Consider the following 18,067-nt stretch of genomic DNA (forward strand, 5'->3'; position numbering starts at 1 on the left):
TGGGCCAAGTGAAAAGATATGCTCGCTCGGACTCCAGAAATAAGTTTCCTCTTGATGGCATTGTGATTCTCGTTTTGTATGGTACCGCCCCGTTGAAGATCGCATTCAACCAGGATTGAATATCATCAATATGGGCCAATGCCTCCTCGTAAAGAAGATCCTCGATTAGCCCCTTAAGGTCAGGATCAAGTACCAGCCTTGCTATGGAATCATAAAAGGGTGTTAAATAAATCTGTTGGTCGGGCGAATTCCGGCGGTCATGTGAGGGTGCTACATAGCCATGTTTGTGAAGGTCCTTTGCACAGTAGAAATAACGCAACCACTTGTTTTTGCGCTGATGATGTGAATCTTCCTCAAGCGAAAAATCTGTCCAAGTACTTCGCAACTGACTCGCGGCAAGGCCGGATGGTGTAATTATCCGCCACGTCAGAGACAATCTCGGCCATGAGTCAATTTCCACTACCAGCAAATATCTCCATTCTGAAGATGATAAACGCCACAAGGAAACAGAACAAAAACACCGTATCGGCTGGTAGTCACCACCTACGGTTGGGTTCTTCTTCGAACCACGCTGAGTAGGGTCGGGCTAGTGAGCTCGGACAGAGTGATAAGTATAGCTTTGCTCAACCCAGCGGCAGTTTAACTTCCGTATCCGGCAACTGTGGCGCTGGTCGCGCCATGGCGTTTCCCTTGGGGTTACGCTCGGCGTATTCTTCGGCTTATTGATTACGATGTAGAAAAAGCGGACACAAGCCAAGATGGCCGACAGCAAGATCGAGTTTTGCGAAGAAGGTGCTGACCTGTGGTGTGCCGCCTCGGGCGTGGCCAAGAATCTCGGAGCGTCCATGCCACTGTATCGCCGGATTCCTGAGTCGACGCATGCCGAACGCGAGTGCAAGCCGTTCTATCTATTTGGAGATTTTCTTAAGCGAAGGAGGATGTAAATGGTTCGGATAAAACGCATTATCGTAGCCACCGATTTCTCGCTCCGAGCTGCGCTCGCTGTGCGACGAGCCGCCCTGCTTGCCGCTCAGCACGGTGCAGAATTGCATCTGCTTCACGTGATCGACACTTTCTACTTGGGGATGCTGCGCCAACTGGCGCCGATGGAGCCAATCGCCGAGGAGCAGCGACTGCTTCGGTGGGCTGGTTCTGAATTGGCGCGTCGCGCTGAGCAATTGCGAGCCGAGCATGGCGTTGATAGCCAATGCCATGTCGCCACCGGTCACGCGCATGAAGAAATCAACCGCCATGCTGAATCCCTGCAGGCCGACATGATTGTAATAGGCGCACAAGGGGAAAATTTCATTCGCGAGATATTCTTCGGCTCCACTACGATGAAATCCCTGTTCAAGGGACAACGACCCACGCTCGCCGTACGGACAAAAGCCACGGAGGCCTATCAGCAGGTTCTGGTGCCGACAAATTTTTCGCCCTCATCGCACCAGGCACTGCTGATGGCGCTCAAGGTCGCTCCAAAGGCGGCGATCAGCCTCCTGCACGTGTGCGAGATGCCCTCCCCAGAGAATATGCGCACTGCCGGCATCGATGAAAGCTCAATTCAAGCCTACCGCACCAAGACACTTGACGATGCCCAAGCGACAATGTCCGGGATAATTGCCGACTGCGGCGTGGAACGCGATGACGTGGAAATCGTCGTTGAATTTGGTTACCCACCTGCGGTGATAAAGGAAAAGGCGCAGTCCTTCGGCGCTGACCTGCTGGTCATCGGCAAGGGTGGGAAAGCGGGACACCAGGAAGTGCTGCTGAGTTCAGTTGCAAAACATGTCATGTACGAAACGGAAGGCGATATCTTGCTCGTTGATGCGGGGCGCTAGAAACCTGCTAGGGCGTGCTAGCACTAATTTCGCGTCTGCAACGGAGGCAATCTGGGATGCCGCCCGCGAAGCAAGGCGCGCGGTTGTGTCGCCCAAAACATGCGGCTTGCGACATGGGAAAACGCCAAAATCGCCCCGTACATAACGATGCACATCCATTTTCAATGATCTACAGGGAAATTCGGCAAGATCTGTGTGCGGCGGAATGCAGCTTGGCCCCGTTCACGCTCTTCATCTTTTTGCCCAGGGGCTGGGTATATCACGGTTTTCTCCGTTTCGAAACCAGCCTCTACCAGCCACGCGGCAACAATTTCTGCGCGCTTGGATGCCAGCCCGGCAGAGGCCCTGCCTTTCTCTCCAAGACTGGCGTAGCCAACCACGTCAACCCGTTTCAAACCCCAGCGTTGAAGCGCCCATTGCACCGTTCGCAATTTATCCAGACTGACCGGATCAAGCTCGGCCTCGCCACTGTCAAAATTGACCACAGGGAGCCCCCTCAAGGGCGGAACAAGCCGCATTTCCCACCCCGGAAACTTGCTTTGCAGATCACGCTCCGCGTTGTACAGTGTTTGAAGGTTGCCAGCGTAGCTATCGGCCAACTGCAAGGTAGCCGATTTGCGAACGGAGTCAATTTCTGACATTGAAATCGGCAGTGGGAATACTTGCCTAAGATACTGCTCAATTAACTGGGTCTCTGTAAGGGGCGGCGGCTGGACGGGCAGGGGCGTCACTGGATTGGCGATGACAGACGGCTTCTGAGCCGCTTGTTCAGCGGAGCCGATGACAACCTGGTCCAGTTGAAAGTGAACAGGCTTTCCAAGTGCCTGGCGTAGCGCGGCCTGCATGCGATCGGGGGCGCCTTCGTCATATTTCGGCACAAGGGCCACCGCACCCACAAGGACATTTCCGTTGTCCGCGTAGTTTACTTGCAGCTTGTCCATTCGCATGCCTCTAGCAACCATGTCTTCGCGCAGCACATCCGTAGCACGCTTCAACGCAAGCGATTTGGATACGCTTTCATTGAGCGTATCCACCAATGGAACCGAGAGCAGCGCCAGCACAGCACCGGCAGCCAGCGTCTTCCATAAAAGTTCCCTGGGCGCCTGCAGGTTGCCGAACCCGTACCAGATCGCCATGCCCGCTACGCTGAAGGCTATGGCCAGCATATTGGTGAGAAACAGGAAGAACGACCCGCTGAATACTTGCATGTCTGCGGCGGCCAGCCCATAACCCGCTGTTGCAAGGGGCGGCATCAAGGCCGTGGCAATCGCAACGCCCGCCACCGCTCCGATTTGCTGACGCATCACGGCATAGCCGGCAACCATGCCAGAGCATACCGCCACCAGAAGATCGAACAGGTTTGGATTGGTACGCGCCATGATTTCCGGCGTGGGAGAAATGTATGGGGAGAGTTTGACAATGACTGCCGAGATGACCAGTGCACCCAGCACACCTGCCACAATTGCTTTCCCGCTTCGGATTGCACGCAGCACATCGGTTTCCGCGATGGCGAACCCGAGCAGCACGATGGGCCCCATCAACGGCGCAATCAGCATCGCACCGATAATCACGGCAACTGAATTGAGCAACAGGCCCAGCGTAGCGATGGCGCAGGAAAGGAAAACCAGAAATATATACGAATAGCTTAATCCGCCCTCCTCAAAAACCCGCCTACGGGTGACATCGCGGTCGACATCTCGCAGATGTCGTCGCCACCATAGGATTAAGAGTCGAGAAAGTTTCTGCCTGAGCGAAGCACGGTCTGTTGGCTCATGATTCATCAGGACCCTTCGTTAAAAAAGATGGGAACATCGCGAACCCCCCGTATAAACAGAAAACCGGCTTAACCAGAAACCTGGCAGCAAGCCTCTGGGAGGTCATCATTCCTGCCTGTGTGCGGGAAGCTCATTTCAGTCGAGACTGCCTCACAAGAATATAATCAACGACTAATCTACGTAAAGCTCAACTGATGAATGGTGGCGGTGAGTTCTGCACGCATGGGGAAACTCCAGTCTGTCATATGCGTTTCAGACGACAAACTTTGTTTGTCTGTTCCTCTAATTACGAAGCACTACGTTAGCCCAATCGGTCATCCGCCAAATGGTAATGCGGATCTTCGCCCACGTTGATTTCCACCATGTCCTTGGCTTTTTCCAGCACCTCCAGGCAATCCGGGCTGAGGTGGCGCAGGTGCAGGCGCTTGCCGGCCTGTTGATAGCGCGTGGCGAGGCTGTCGATGGCCTCGACGGCGGAATGGTCCTTGACGCGGGCACGGCGGAATTCCACCACCACCTCGTCCGGGTCGTCCTTGGGGTTGAACAGGGTCTGGAATTGCGCCACCGAGGCGAAAAACAGGGTGCCCTCCAGTTCGTAGACTTTCCAGCCCTTGTCGTCAAGATAGGTCTGCACGTTGATGTGCTTGGCGTGCTGCCAGGCGAATACCAGAGCGGAGATGATGACGCCGGTGACCACGGCAATGGCCAGATCGGTGAACACGGTAATCACCGTGACCGCGACCACCACGAAAGCGTCGCTCTTCGGTACCTTGCACATGGCGGTGAAGCTGCCCCATTCGAAAGTTTTTTCCGAGACCATGAACATCAGGCCGATCAGCGCGGCGAGCGGAATCATCGCGATCCACTTTGAAGCGAACAGGATGAACGACAGCAAAAACAGCGCGGCGGCGATGCCTGAGAGGCGCTGGGTGGCGCCGTTGCTGACGTTGATCATGCTCTGGCCGATCATGGCGCAGCCACCCATGCCGCCGAAAAAGCCGGTGACGATGTTGGCAGAGCCCTGGGCCACGCACTCCCGGTTGGGCTTGCCGCGCGTGTCGGTCATTTCGTCGATCAGGTTCAGCGTCAGCAGGGATTCGATCAGGCCGATGGCGGCGAGTATCAGACTGTAGGGAAAGATGATCTTGAGGGTTTCCCAGGTCAGCGGCACGTTGGGCAAGTGGAACTGCGGCAGGCCCCCCTCGATGGAAGCCATGTCGCCCACGGTCTTGGTGTCGATGCCGGCGAAGATTACCAGCAGGGAAACCGCGACGATGCCGGCCAGGGTGGAGGGGATGGCTTTGGTGAAACGCGGCAGCAGATAGATGATGGCCAGGGTCAGCGCGATCAGGCCCAGCATGGTGTAGAGCGGGGCGCCCGTCATCCAGGTCAGCGTGCCATCCGGCCCCGATATTTTGAAATGTCCCAGTTGCGCCAGAAAGATCACGATGGCCAGGCCGTTGACGAAACCCAGCATCACCGGGAACGGCACCATGCGGATGAACTTGCCCAGCTTCAGCAGGCCGAAGGCGATTTGCAGCAAGCCCGTCAGCACCACGGTGGCGAATAGATATTCAACGCCATGCTGTACCACGAGCGCCACCATTACCACCGCCAGCGCGCCGGTGGCGCCGGAGATCATGCCGGGCCTGCCGCCGAAAGCAGCGGTAATGAGGCTGACAATAAAGGCGGCATAGAGGCCAGTGAGCGGGTGTACGTGGGCCACGAAGGCGAAGGCGATCGCCTCCGGCACCAGCGCCAGGGCGACGGTCAGGCCACTCAAGGTGCAGAGCTTAAGGCGGGAAAGAGTGAAATTCGAGCAACTGCTTGCGTTCATGTAAGACAATCCAATAAAAATGCATTCCCTCGCCCCATAAGAGAATGGGGCGAAAACAGATCCAGTTGAGCTGGGGTCGGTAAGACGGTAAAAACCGGAAAGGAAGCGAACTACATTGGAATTAGGTGGCCAACAGGAGCGGTATTGATTTTGCGAATTCTACCATGCTCCTGTGTTTCGAAGAAAACGCGACGTGGATGCCCCTCTTTGCGCCAGGATTAGTCGACACTGGCGTGGTATAAAGTCGCACTAGACGTGTCACAAATGAGCACGATGGAAACACAAACATTTTTTCTATATCTGCTGGGTATTCTGCTGTCCGCGAGAGTTTTTGCGGAACTGGCGGTGCGCCTGAAGGCACCGGCCGTGATCGGCGAATTGATTGCCGGCGTCGTGCTCGGGCCAAGTCTGCTCGGCTGGATCGAGCCGGTCCAGGTGATCAAATTGCTGGCAGAAATCGGCATCATTTTGCTTCTGTTCGAAGTCGGCCTGGAAACCGATGTGACGCGCCTCGCTCGCTCCGGAGCCAAATCGGTTGCCGTCGCCATCAGCGGTTTTGTGCTGCCATTCCTGCTCGGATACGCTGCGAGCCGCTGGATCTTTGGGCTGGATGCCCTGACGGCGGCATTTATCGGCGGAACCCTGACTGCCACCAGCATCGGCATTACCGTGCGCGTGCTCGCGGATCTCAACCGGCAACGCAGCCATGAGGCCCAGGTGATCCTGGGCGCGGCAGTTCTGGACGACGTGCTTGGCGTGCTGCTCCTGGCCTTGCTATACGAATTTTCCGTCGGCGGGGGCGTCAGCCTGGTCAACTTCGGCAAAGTCCTGTTATTCGTCTCCACTTTTTTTGTGCTGGCTCCGGCCTCCGCGAAAATCATGTCTTTGGTGATCCGCCGCTTCGACAAAAAAAGCGAGATACCCGGCCTGATCCCCACCGCCATCGTTTCGCTGGTGCTGTTCTTCGCGTGGCTGGCCCATGCCATCGGCGCACCGGAATTGCTGGGTGGATTCGCGGCGGGCCTCGCCCTTTCGCGGCGGTTCTTCCTGCCTTTCGGCACGGCTCTGCACAGCAATCCGATCTTCTCCGAGCGCATCGAAAGGCAGATGAAACCCATTGTTCACCTGTTCACGCCGATATTCTTTGTCATGGTGGGGCTGTCTCTTAACCTCAGGGAAGTTGACTGGGGCTCCGGCTTTATCTGGAGCTTTTCAATGCTTCTTCTGGCTGTAGCCGTGCTCGGCAAACTTGCCAGCGCGTTCCTGGTGCGCGAAACAACGCTCACGCGGCTCGCCATCGGCTTTTCCATGATCCCGCGGGGAGAAGTGGGGCTGATTTTCGCCGAACTTGGGCGCGTGAGCGGCATTTTCACCAACGATGTCTATGCCGGCATGATCATCGTCATCGCCCTGACTACCGTTTTGCCGCCATTCGCTTTGAAATGGCTCTATTCCCGCCACGGCCAGAATATCGGGAAACGGAATCCGGGCGAGGATGGCGAGGTGCAATGACATGAGATCCTGGCAGCTTTTCGCCGGTTACCTGATCTTGTACGTGTTTATGGACTGGGCGAGCTACATCCATCCCGTCCTGCCGCTCGCCATTACCCCCTGGAACCCGCCGCCAGGACTCAGCCTCGCATTCCTGCTGTTGTATGGTGTTCGGCAGTGGCCGGCCCTGTTTATCGCCGCGCTGCTGGCCGAAATATTCGTGCGCGACATCCCTGCACCACTCCCCTATCTGGCTGCATCCTCGCTGCTGCTGACAGTCTGCTACACCGGCGCAGCAGCCCTTCTCCTCGGCCCGCTGCGCTTCGACACTAAATTTTCCAGCCTGCGCGACCTGTCGTTGCTGCTTGCCGTGGCGCTGGGCGGAACACTGCTGGCTTCCCTGGCATACGTTTCCACCTATGCCGCGGCCGGCCTGGTGCCAACGCAACAGTTCATGACCAACATCCTGCGTTTCTGGGTAGGCGACGTAATCGGCATCATGGTCGCCGCCCCGCTGATTCTCTCCCTGGCCGCCCATCAAACCGGCATCCGTTCCATCAGCGCGAGGGAAATCATGGCACAGGCGGCAAGTCTCGCCCTGGCGCTCTGGGTGATTTTTGGCCTGGCATTTACCGACGAATTCAAGTTCTTCTACCTGCTGTTTCTCCCCCTGATCTGGATCGCCATGCGGCACGGCGTCCGGGGCGCGACACTGGCCATTCTCGGAACGCAGCTCGGATTGATCGTTGCGTTCCAGACGGGTGAGCACAAAGCCACCGCGGTCATTGAACTTCAGCTGCTCATGCTGGCTCTGGCAATCACCGGACTTTATTTGGGCATGGCCGTTACCAGCCGCCGGCTGCTGGAAGAGCGCCTGCAAGCGCAGCAAGCCGAACTGGATCGCGCACTGCGCTTTGCTGCCGCCGGCGAGATGACTTCTGCCGTGGCGCATGAACTGAACCAGCCGCTTTCAGCGCTGACCAGCTATCTGCGTTCCTGCCAGCTATTGCTCACCCAGCCGGAAACGCAGCACGCCCTGCTGGCGGATACAATGGAGAAAACCGTTGGCGAAGCCCGCCGCGCCGGACAGGTGGTACACCGCCTGCGCAATTTTTATCGCTGGGGCATCGTCCAGCTCCAGCAAATATCCGTATTGCCCTTCCTGCAGGAAGGCATCATCCCGCTGCTTAATCGCGCCGAGCGGCACAACATTTCGCTGCGTATTTCCTGTCCGCAAACCTTGCCCGATATCCGGGCGGACCGGGTGCAACTGGAAACCGTGCTGCACAACCTGGTGTTCAATTCGATCGATGCCATTGACGGGGCCAGGAGTGCTCGCGGGGAGATCGTCATTGAGGCGGCTGAATTTACTGCCGATGACATTTGCATCTGCGTCTCGGATAGCGGTCCTGGCGTCTCGCAAGAAATGCAGCCACATATTTTCGAAGCCTTCGCTACCGGCAAAATAGACGGCACCGGATTGGGGCTCGCGATCAGCCGTTCCATGATTGAAGCAAATCACGGCAAAATATGGTTGGATAATTCATATGCGGCCGGTGCACGCTTTTGCTTCAGCGTCCCGCTGAACACACAGACAGGAAACACATGACTGACCCTACGATTTTCATTGTGGACGACGACGCGTCCGTCCGGGATTCGCTCTCCCTGCTGCTGGGGCTGAAAGGCTATGCGACCCGCAGCTTCGCCTCGGCGGAAGACTTTCTCTCCACCTGCCAGCCCGACTGGCATGGCTGCCTTTTGCTGGATATCCGCATGCCGGGAATGAAAGGCCTGGAGCTGCAGCAGCACCTGATTTCCCGCCAGATATTCCTGCCCATCATTTTCATCACGGGCCATGGCGACGTGGCTGCGACACGCGCCGCGCTCAAGGCCGGCGCGGCCGATTTTCTCGAAAAGCCGCTGGACGACCGGCTGCTGCTCACGGCGATCGCCGATGCGCTGAAAAGCAGCGCTCATCAACGTGATGAAGCGGCGGTTGCACAGGAGATCATGGACCGGATATCACGGCTGACCGCACGCGAGCGCGAAGTAATGGAGAAAGTCACCCTCGGCGAGCCCAACCGGGAAATCGCCCGGCGACTTGGCATCAGCCCGCGCACGGTGGAAGTCTACAAAGCGCGCATGATGGAAAAAATGCGGACGCAGAGCCTGCCTGAACTGGTTCGCTTGGTCCTCAGCATTAAAACAAGCGAGCCATCGGATTAGGGCGCGCTTCTTTCTCCGCCTGCAGCGCAATCCACACCGAAAGTAAGGGATTCCCTTACGCGTACCCCCGAATTTCCTCCCCTCCTCCATGGAACTATCATTGAACCATAGCGATAGCCATTGAAATGCTGCTCGCGGCGCCCGTTCCAACTCAGGTGCCACGATGCGAGTAAAACGAGATAAAAAGCCGCCCAATCCATTCGATATACCTGAACATCACCCACTCTGGTTTGCCACGCGGAAACGGGGTTCGACGAATACCTGAATCGTGTTGGCCGTGCCTCGCAAAGGCAAGGCTGCACATCAAAGACCAATCATGAGCATCCAATCCATTCCCTACTGTCCTCCGACCATCGGCATTCTTCCCGAGACGAGCCTGCTGGATGCGCTCAAGCTGATGCTGGAAAAGCAGATCAATCATGTGCCATTGCGCGACGGCAATGGGAAATTTGCCGGCATCGTCAGCACCCAGGCCATCCTTTCCGAACTGATTCCGGCCAGTGCCCGGGTCGAGCACGGCTTGTCCGACCTGAAGTTTGCCGGGGACGCCACACGGCTGCTTTCGTCCCGCCTGCACGATCTGGAGCACCGTACTGTCGGCGAATTTGCCTGGAAAAATGTGCCGGTGCTGAACGAAGACTGCCCGGTCCTGGAGGCGGCCCTGCTGCTCAGCCAGAGCAACGCTCCGCTGCCGGTGATCGGCAAGGACGGCACGCTGCTTGGCATGCTCAGCCGACGCACCCTGCTTGACTATCTCGTGCAGCAGGCAGGCATCTGAAATGCACGGCGCTGTTTCCACCACCCAGGTGATCCTGGGACTAAGCCCGCTCGCCGTGTCGCTCGCGGTGTTCGTGCTGACCTACGCCGCCATCGTCACCGAAACGATCAACCGCTCCATCATCGCCTTGCTGGGCGCGGGGCTGATGATTTTCTCCGGCGTGCTGCAACAGAGCGAGGCCGTGGCAGGCATCGATTTCAACACCATCAGCCTGCTCACCGGGATGATGGTGCTGGTGGCGATCACCCAGAAGAGCGGAGTGTTCCAGTGCGTTGCCATCGTTGTGGCGAAATGGGTGAAGGCCGACCCCTGGGGCCTGCTGGTGATGCTCGCCGTAATCACGGCGGTATTTTCCGCCCTGCTCGACAATGTCACCACGGTGCTCCTGATCGTGCCGGTAGCCTTGCTCATTACCGACTCGCTCAGAGTGTCTCCCTACCCCTACCTGTTCTCCATCATATTCGCCTCCAACATCGGCGGCACCGCCACGCTGATCGGCGACCCGCCCAACATCATGATCGGCTCGGCGGTCGGACTGACCTTCACCGATTTTCTGCTGAACCTGGCACCGATTGCTGTGATCATTTTCGCCCTTACCCTGATCCCGATCTATCTGATATGGGGCCGCAAGATGCGCGCCGCGCCGGAAGACCGGGCGCAAGTCATGGCGTTCGACGCCAAGGCGGCCATTACCGACTCCCTCCTGCTCAAGCAATCTCTTGCGGTGATCGGGCTGGTGATCGCGGGCTTCGTCATGGCTCACCACATCGGTCAGCAACCCGGCACCATCGCCATGTTTGGCGCCGCATTCCTGCTCTTGTTGCGCGTTTTCGGGAAAGACTCGGAAGAACAGACTCATGAGACACATCGCACCTGGGGCGAAGTGGAATGGGTGACGATCTTCTTTTTCGTCGGCCTGTTCGTGGTGGTGGCCGGCGTGGAAAAGGCCGGTGCGCTCGACCTGCTGGCCGGAGAGCTTCTGGGTCTGACCGGCGGCGATTTTCCCACTACAGCAATTACCATCCTGTGGGTCTCGGCGATATTTTCCGCTGTCGTCGACAACATACCTTTCGTCGCCACCATGATTCCCGTCATCCAGAAAATGGAACCGGTGTTCGGCGTGGACAAACTGGCCACCCTGTGGTGGTCCTTGGCGCTGGGCGCCTGCCTGGGCGGCAACGGCAGCCTGGTCGGGGCAAGCGCCAACCTGGTGGTGGCGGGTTTCGCCGAGCGCGCCGGCCAGCCGATCCGCTTTTTGCCGTTCATTCTCATGGCCTTTCCGCTAATGTTGGCCAGCATCGCGGTGGCCAGCCTGTATCTTTACCTACGCTATCTGTAAATATCGATTGCTTATGAAAAAACACTATTTCTTCGCCATTGTCGCCTGCATCGGACTGATGTTTTCCGCCGCACCCGCAATGGCATGCGACCTTGTCCACGATGGGCAATGCGCGGGAGCCAGACTGGTAGGAGCCAAGCTTCAGGGCAAAAACCTTGAGAGGGCGAATTTTATGGGCGCCAACCTGAGTTTCGCCGCTCTTGCCAGTACCAATTTAAGCGGTGCCGACCTGAGAGGCGCCAACCTGAAACACGCCCGCCAGCGCGGCGCCGGACGCTTCACACGAAGCGTTGACGTTCAGTCTTCAACTGGTCTCACTCCTGGGAGAATTCATATCTCTTTCCGAGCAAATTCATTTCCAGGTCAATCCGCATCGAAACGATCGTAGAAACTTTAATGAAAAGGGTGACTCCATAAAAGGAGAAAGTCTCAGCGGGGAGCGCGAACTTTGAAAAAAATCACCAAAGCAGTATTCCCGGTCGCCGGTTTTGGCAGCCGGTTTCTGCCCGCCACCAAGGCCAGCCCCAAGGAGATGATGCCGGTCGTGGATAAACCGCTGATCCAGTACGCGGTGGAAGAAGCCGTGGCGGCCGGGATCACCGACATGGTATTCATCACCGGGCGCAACAAGCGCACGATAGAAGACCATTTCGACATGGCTTACGAAGTGGAAGCGGAGCTCGCAGCGCGTGGCAAAACCGAGTTGCTGCGCGCGGTGCAGGATGTCGTCCCGAAACACGTGAACTGCATCTACATCCGGCAGTCGGAGCCGCTTGGGCTGGGCCATGCCGTACTGTGCGCGCAACCGGTGGTCCAGGATGAAGCGTTCGCGGTGATACTTGCGGACGATCTGATCGATGCCGAACCACCCGTCATCAAACAAATGGGCTACGTGTTTGCAACCCATCAATGTTCTGTCCTGGGCGTACAAGAGGTCGCTCGCGAACATACCGGGCAATACGGGATCGTCAGCGCGACCAATCTGGTGCCAGGCGTGGAAAAGGTGCATGGGCTCGTCGAAAAGCCGCGCCCCGAAGAGGCTCCCTCCAACTTGGCCGTAGTGGGGCGCTACATCCTTACGCCGCGAATTTTTCATCACCTGGCGCAAGTTCACGCCGGGGCCGGCGGCGAAATCCAGCTCACTGACGGCATAGCCGCGCTGCTGCGGGAAGAAAAACTGCTGGCCTACCATTTCAGCGGCACGCGCTACGATTGCGGTTCGAAGCTGGGATACCTCAAGGCGCAGGTTGCTTTCGGCTTGAAGCATGAAGATTTGCAGGAAGAATTTTCCGCCTACCTGGCAGCGCTGCAATAAGCACCGAGTGGGGAAAATGAAAAAAACAGTCATATTCAGCGATCTCGACGGAACGCTGCTCGACGCGAAGAATTATTGTTTTGATGACGCGCTACCGGCACTGAGCCTGCTCCAGGAACGGGCCATTCCGCTGATACTCTGCTCCAGCAAAACCCGCATGGAAATCGAAGCCTACCGACTGAGTATGCGCAATGAGCACCCGTTCATATCCGAGAACGGTGGCGGCATCTTCATTCCGCAGGGCTATTTCTCAACGCCGGTTAAAGCCACGAAAATTAACGGCTATCAGCTCATCACGCTCGGCATGCCTTATGCGGAAATCAGAAGCCGCTTTGTCGCGCTCAGGAAAAGATTCGGGACACAGGTGCGCGGCTTTGGCGACATGACTGCACAGGAAGTCGCCGAATTGACTGGCCTTTCATGCGACGAAGCCACTTTGGCAAAGCAGCGAGATTTCGACGAACCCTTCGTTTTCGACGGAGCGCCCGACGAACATTTCCTGCAAGCCATAATAGACACCGGGCTGCACTGGACCCAGGGGCGGATATTCCACATCCTGGGCAAACACGACAAAGGCCGTGCCGTGGAAATTCTCATGAAACTTTACCGGCAGGAGCTAGGCGCAATCACCAGCGTCGGCCTGGGCGATGGATTTAACGACCTGCCGATGCTCCAGGAAGTCGACCGTCCGGTGCTGATCCGCCACGAGGACCGCAGTTTTGACCCTCGCATCGTCATGGCCGGCCTGGTGAAAACGCAGAGCCCCGGCCCGCGGGGCTGGAACGAAGCGGTGCTGCAGCTGCTGTCAGCCGCGGAGACGACGCCGCAAGCGGTGTTGGGCAGTATTTTCAGCGCTGCCATTGCGGCGGTCGATCCTTACCAGGCGGTGCTCAACGCCGCAAAACTTGAGCATGAATGCCTGACCGTCGCCGACGCCGTTTACCGGCTTGATACTTTTAGCCGCATTCTCGTGGTCGGTGCGGGCAAGGCCACCGCGCGCATGGCACTGGCCATCGAACATTTGCTTGGAGCGCGAATTTCGGATGGGCTGATCATCGTAAAGAATGGCCACACGGCAGGACTTGCCATGGTTGAACAGATAGAGGCTTCCCACCCGGTGCCGAACCAGGCCGGGGTGGAGGGCGCTCAGCGCATACTGGAAATGGTGCGGGGCGCCGGCGAGAAGACGCTGGTGATCTGCCTGCTCTCGGGCGGTGCGTCGGCCCTGCTGGTTGCCCCCGTCGCGGGCGTCACGCTGCAGGACAAGCAGGAAGTGACCGCCCTGCTGCTGAAAGCGGGCGCGACCATCGGCGAATTGAACGCCGTGCGCAAACATCTCTCGGCGGTCAAGGGCGGCAGACTGGCGCGGGCCGCCTGCCCGGCGCAGATGATGACACTGATTCTTTCCGACGTGATCGGTGACCGGCTCGACGTCATCGCTTCCGGGCCGACGGCGCCAGACGGTTCGAGCTTTGCCGACGCCTGTTCGGTAATCGAAAAATACGGGCTGATGGAAAAAATACCCGTACGCGTCACGGATTATCTGCAGCGGGGTGCCGCCGGTCTGGAAGCCGAAACGGTGAAAGACGGCGACGCCTGTCTGAGCGCAACCCGCAACGTGATTGTCGGCGGCAGCCGCCAGGCGCTGGCGGCGGCGCAGGAAAAATCGCGACAACTCGGATTTGCGGCAGAGATCGTCACGTCTGAACTGCAGGGCGAAGCGCGCGATGCCGCAGGTTTCCTGGCACATACTGCACGCATGACGCAAGACGGCATGAACTCGGACGAGCGCCGCTGCCTGCTGTTCGGCGGCGAAACCACGGTCACCGTCAGGGGGACAGGAAAAGGCGGCCGGAACCAGGAGCTGGCACTGGCGTTTGCCCTGGAGGCTGAAGGCAGACAAGGAATTTCCCTGCTTTCCGCCGGCACGGACGGCAACGACGGACCGACCGATGCGGCGGGCGCGTTGGTCGACGGCCGCACCGCCGAACGCGCGCGCCGGCTTGGCATGGAGCCGGCCGCATATCTTGCGGAAAACGATTCCTATGGGTTTTTTCAACGCTTCGACGCCTTGTCAGGGACGCGCAGCCATTTCATGACCGGACCGACGGGAACGAACGTCATGGACCTCCAGATCATCCTGCTGGAAGGAAACGACGCCGAGCATGCGAACGCGAACAGAGATAAAAAACCGGAAGGACGACCCACAACATGAATGACATTTCCTTCAGAACGGAAGTGCACGAACAGATCGGGAAGATCGGGTCTGCCGACATCGTCGTCGGCATTCCCAGCTTCAACAATGCGCGCACCATCGGCCACGTCGTGCGCGCGGTTCAGGCCGGTCTGGCCAAGTATTTTCCCGACCACAAGGCGGTGATCGTGAACTCCGACGGCGGTTCCAGCGACGGCACCACGGACGTGGTGCAGAACACTTCGGTCGATGATTTCAGCGCCATCTTGCTCCATCACCGCATCCTGCCCATCTCCAAGATCGCCTTCCCTTATTCCGGCATACCCGGTAAGGGGAGCGCCTTTCGCAGTATTTTCGAAATCGCCCAGACGCTGGGTGCAAAGGCCTGCGTGGTGGTCGATTCGGATCTCCGAAGCATCACGCCGGAGTGGATCGAACTGCTGGTGAAGCCGGTGCTGGAAGGGGGCTTCGATTACGTGGCCCCGCTTTACCACCGCCACAAGTTCGACGGAACCATTACCAACAGCATCGTCTACCCGCTTACCCGCGCGCTCTACGGCAAGCGAGTACGGCAGCCCATCGGCGGTGATTTCGGCTTTTCCGGCCGGCTGGCGCAGTTCTACCTGACCAAGGACGTGTGGCAAACCGATGTCGCGCGCTTCGGCATCGACATATGGATGACCACGACGGCCATCGCGAACGGCTTCAAGGTCGCCCAGTCCTTTCTCGGCGCCAAGATTCACGACGCCAAGGACCCCGGTGCCGACCTGAGCAGCATGCTCTATCAGGTGGTGAGCGCCACCTTCGAGCTGATGGAGGGCTATGCTGAAGTATGGACGCCCATCCGCGGATCCGCGCCAGCAACGACCTTCGGCTTCGAATACACGGTGGGGCTCGAACAGGTCAACGTCAATACCGCCAGGATGCTGAACCTGTTCCGCGAGGGCCTTAAAAACCTCAGCGAGATCTGGCTCGATATCCTCGGCACCGGGGACTTCAGGGAAGTGGAACGGCTGGGCACCCTGGCCGATGGCGAGTTCTCCTTTCCCATCGGGTTGTGGACAAGGGTCATCTATGATTACGCCATTGCTTTCCACCAGAAAAAAATGTCGCCGGAACACCTGATCAAGTCCCTGACCCCGCTTTATCTCGGGAAAACCGCATCGTTCATTCTGTCAGCGGAACACATGGAGGGGTATGAGGCGGAGGCCGAGATCGAAAAACTTTGCCTCGAATTCGAAAACAACAAGGATTACCTGGTAACCAGCTGGAAATAACTTTTAAGGAGATAAACATGATGGATTTTCTGAACCTGATATTCGACCCCCTGGAAGAGGTATTTCTGAAGTTCAAAATGTTTTTGCCCAATCTTTTGGCCATGCTTGTCATCACCGCGCTGGGCATCGTTCTGGCTCGGCTCATCAAAGTCATGCTGGTAAAATCCCTGGTGGCCATCAACTTCGACAGCTGGTCCGACCGGATGGGATTTACCACCCTGATGCGCAAGGGGGATCTCTGGGCCAAACCTTCCGCCACCCTCGGGGCCATCATCTTCTGGTTGCTGATCATCCTCACCCTGATGATCGGCCTGAGCGCCCTCAAAGTCCCGGCGATCGACAATCTGGTCGAACAGGTATTCAGTTATATGCCCCGCGCTTTTTCCGCCGCCGTGATCCTGATCATCGGCTACGTGCTGACCGGCTTTATCAGCCAAGGGGTATTGATCGCCGCGGTAAACAGCGGTTATCACTACGCCAAACTGATCGCCGAGGCCATCCGCACCCTGTTGATGGTGTTGATTCTGGCGATGGCCATGGAACAGCTACAGATCGCGCCGAGCATCGTACTCGCCGCCTTCTCGATCATTTTCGGTGGAATTGTGATAGCGCTCTCGATTTCCTTCGGTGTGGGTGGTATCGATGCGGCGCGGCGGATGATCGAAAGAGAAGGCGCGGAAAAACGTGCTGAAGAGCCACGTGACGATATCGAACACATCTAGACGGGAGATCAATCATGTCCGATTTTTATCAGTCAGGCATCATCACGACACTTCATCAGCTTGGCAATCCCTCGCTGGAGAGGCTGGAGTCCGAGTTGAACGGCTTCGCGAAAACCAGGCCCGTGGCCCTGGTATTGCCGGCGCTGTATTCGGAGTTCGAGGGGCCGGCCATGCCGGGAATCGTCCAGGAACTCGCCAAGGTAAAGTATCTGAACGAAATCGTTCTGGTACTGGACAAGGCCTCGGAAAAAGATTTTCAGCGCGTAAAAGAGTTCATGTCGCCGATATCGACTGAGGTCAAGATCATCCACAACGATGGGAAAAGGGTAAGCGAAATATATGAAACCTTCGCCCGCAACGGATTCAACGTGGGCGAGCGCGGCAAGGGGCGCTCGGCGTGGCTTGCCTACGGCTACGTGCTGGCGCGCGGACGCTCCGACGTCATCGCCCTGCACGATTGCGACATCGTCACCTACAGCCGCGAACTGCTGGCGCGGCTGTGCTACCCCGTGGTCAATCCGAGCCTGGACTACGTGTTCTGCAAGGGGTATTACAGCCGGATATCTAGCAAAATGAATGGGCGCGTTACCCGCCTATTGGTGACACCGCTGGTCAGGGCTCTCGGTCAGCTCATCGGGCCGCATGATTTTCTCGCATTCCTCGACAGCTTCCGCTATCCCCTGGCAGGGGAATTCTGCATGATCACGGATCTCGCCCGGGTGAACCGGATCCCGTGGGATTGGGGACTGGAGGTGGGCTCACTGGCCGAGGTACACCGCAACTATTCGCCACGCCGTGTTTGTCAGGTGGACATCGCCGCGAACTACGACCACAAACATCAAATTCTTTCCGCCGATGATGCAAGCAAAGGTTTGATGAAAATGACCGTGGATATCTGCAAATCCATCTTCAGGACTTTGGCATCGGAAGGCGTGGTGTTTTCGGACGGCCTCTTCAAATCCTTGCTCGTATCCTATCTGCGGCAGGCAGAGGATACGATCATGAAGTACGAAGCGGATGCTGCCATCAACGGCCTCAAGTTCGACCGCCACGAGGAAGCAATGGCGGTGGAAGCTTTTACCCGGGCCATCGCCATGGCAACGCAGGTATTCATGGAAAATCCGATGACCACGCCGCTCATTCCGAACTGGAACCGGGTGACCTCAGCCATTCCGGGCATTTTCGACATGCTAAAAATGGCCGTGGACGCGGATAACCAGTAAGACCATGTGGGACAGGTTCTGCCGGGCCCTGGCGGTTTAGGGAAGCACTCTT

Annotated in this window: 15 protein-coding genes; 13 read left to right on the top strand and 2 right to left on the bottom strand. The window is 57.7% G+C overall.

Features of this window, described 5'->3' with window-relative positions:
- The first annotated feature begins 758 nt into the window (after positions 1-758).
- Both SKTS_RS11725 and SKTS_RS11730 read left to right on the top strand, forming a co-directional pair.
- Positions 759-944 (top strand): hypothetical protein, encoded by a 186-nt coding sequence (locus SKTS_RS11725; RefSeq protein ID WP_173064992.1) that lies wholly within the window; start codon positions 759-761, stop codon positions 942-944.
- Positions 945-1,838 carry a universal stress protein gene (locus SKTS_RS11730; RefSeq protein WP_173065026.1) on the top strand — a complete coding sequence of 298 codons (894 nt, stop codon included), beginning with the start codon at positions 945-947 and terminating at the stop codon, positions 1,836-1,838.
- Positions 1,839-1,999: 161 nt separating this feature from the next.
- Here the strand turns inward: SKTS_RS11730 and SKTS_RS11735 are convergent, their stop codons facing one another.
- The gene (locus tag SKTS_RS11735) at positions 2,000-3,619 is read right to left on the bottom strand and encodes a DUF389 domain-containing protein (protein ID WP_173065029.1); all 1,620 of its coding nucleotides are present in this window, start codon (positions 3,617-3,619) and stop codon (positions 2,000-2,002) included.
- A 295-nt stretch (positions 3,620-3,914) separates the two neighbouring features.
- On the bottom strand, positions 3,915-5,450 hold the full coding sequence (locus tag SKTS_RS11740) for a SulP family inorganic anion transporter (protein WP_173065032.1): 1,536 nt from the start codon (positions 5,448-5,450) through the stop codon (positions 3,915-3,917).
- 264 nt (positions 5,451-5,714) lie between these two features.
- Here SKTS_RS11740 and SKTS_RS11745 point away from each other — a divergent pair, with 264 nt between their 5' ends.
- From SKTS_RS11745 to SKTS_RS11795, 11 genes are all read left to right on the top strand, one after another.
- Entirely contained in the window at positions 5,715-6,962 is a 1,248-nt protein-coding gene (locus SKTS_RS11745; protein WP_244617320.1) for a cation:proton antiporter, read from the top strand.
- A 1-nt stretch (position 6,963) separates the two neighbouring features.
- Positions 6,964-8,550, top strand: coding sequence for an MASE1 domain-containing protein (locus tag SKTS_RS11750; protein WP_173065035.1), 1,587 nt, complete (start codon positions 6,964-6,966; stop codon positions 8,548-8,550).
- Positions 8,547-9,167: a response regulator transcription factor gene (locus SKTS_RS11755; RefSeq protein ID WP_173065037.1), complete on the top strand. Its 621-nt coding sequence runs from the start codon at positions 8,547-8,549 to the stop codon at positions 9,165-9,167. Before SKTS_RS11750 ends, SKTS_RS11755 begins: the two co-directional genes overlap by 4 nt.
- Before the next feature lie 316 nt (positions 9,168-9,483).
- The gene (locus SKTS_RS11760; RefSeq protein WP_173065039.1) at positions 9,484-9,945 is read left to right on the top strand and encodes a CBS domain-containing protein; all 462 of its coding nucleotides are present in this window, start codon (positions 9,484-9,486) and stop codon (positions 9,943-9,945) included.
- 1 nt (position 9,946) lies between these two features.
- Positions 9,947-11,284, top strand: a complete 1,338-nt coding sequence (locus SKTS_RS11765; protein WP_173065041.1) for an ArsB/NhaD family transporter — start codon at positions 9,947-9,949, stop codon at positions 11,282-11,284.
- 13 nt (positions 11,285-11,297) lie between these two features.
- Positions 11,298-11,672, top strand: coding sequence for a pentapeptide repeat-containing protein (locus tag SKTS_RS11770; RefSeq protein ID WP_173065043.1), 375 nt, complete (start codon positions 11,298-11,300; stop codon positions 11,670-11,672).
- 60 nt (positions 11,673-11,732) lie between these two features.
- Positions 11,733-12,599, top strand: a complete 867-nt coding sequence (gene galU / locus SKTS_RS11775; RefSeq protein ID WP_173065045.1) for a UTP--glucose-1-phosphate uridylyltransferase GalU — start codon at positions 11,733-11,735, stop codon at positions 12,597-12,599.
- A gap of 16 nt (positions 12,600-12,615) precedes the next feature.
- Positions 12,616-14,814, top strand: a complete 2,199-nt coding sequence (locus SKTS_RS11780) for an HAD-IIB family hydrolase (protein ID WP_173065047.1) — start codon at positions 12,616-12,618, stop codon at positions 14,812-14,814.
- A complete protein-coding gene (locus SKTS_RS11785) occupies positions 14,811-16,070 on the top strand; it encodes a glycosyltransferase (protein WP_173065049.1) in 1,260 nt (419 codons plus the stop codon). Before SKTS_RS11780 ends, SKTS_RS11785 begins: the two co-directional genes overlap by 4 nt.
- Before the next feature lie 17 nt (positions 16,071-16,087).
- On the top strand, positions 16,088-16,792 hold the full coding sequence (locus tag SKTS_RS11790) for a mechanosensitive ion channel family protein (RefSeq protein WP_173065051.1): 705 nt from the start codon (positions 16,088-16,090) through the stop codon (positions 16,790-16,792).
- A gap of 14 nt (positions 16,793-16,806) precedes the next feature.
- Positions 16,807-18,015 carry a glycosyltransferase family protein gene (locus SKTS_RS11795; RefSeq protein ID WP_173065053.1) on the top strand — a complete coding sequence of 403 codons (1,209 nt, stop codon included), beginning with the start codon at positions 16,807-16,809 and terminating at the stop codon, positions 18,013-18,015.
- The last annotated feature ends 52 nt before the right edge of the window (positions 18,016-18,067 follow it).

The sequence above is a fragment of the Sulfurimicrobium lacus genome (assembly GCF_011764585.1).
Classification (GTDB): Bacteria; Pseudomonadota; Gammaproteobacteria; order Burkholderiales; family Sulfuricellaceae; genus Sulfurimicrobium; species Sulfurimicrobium lacus.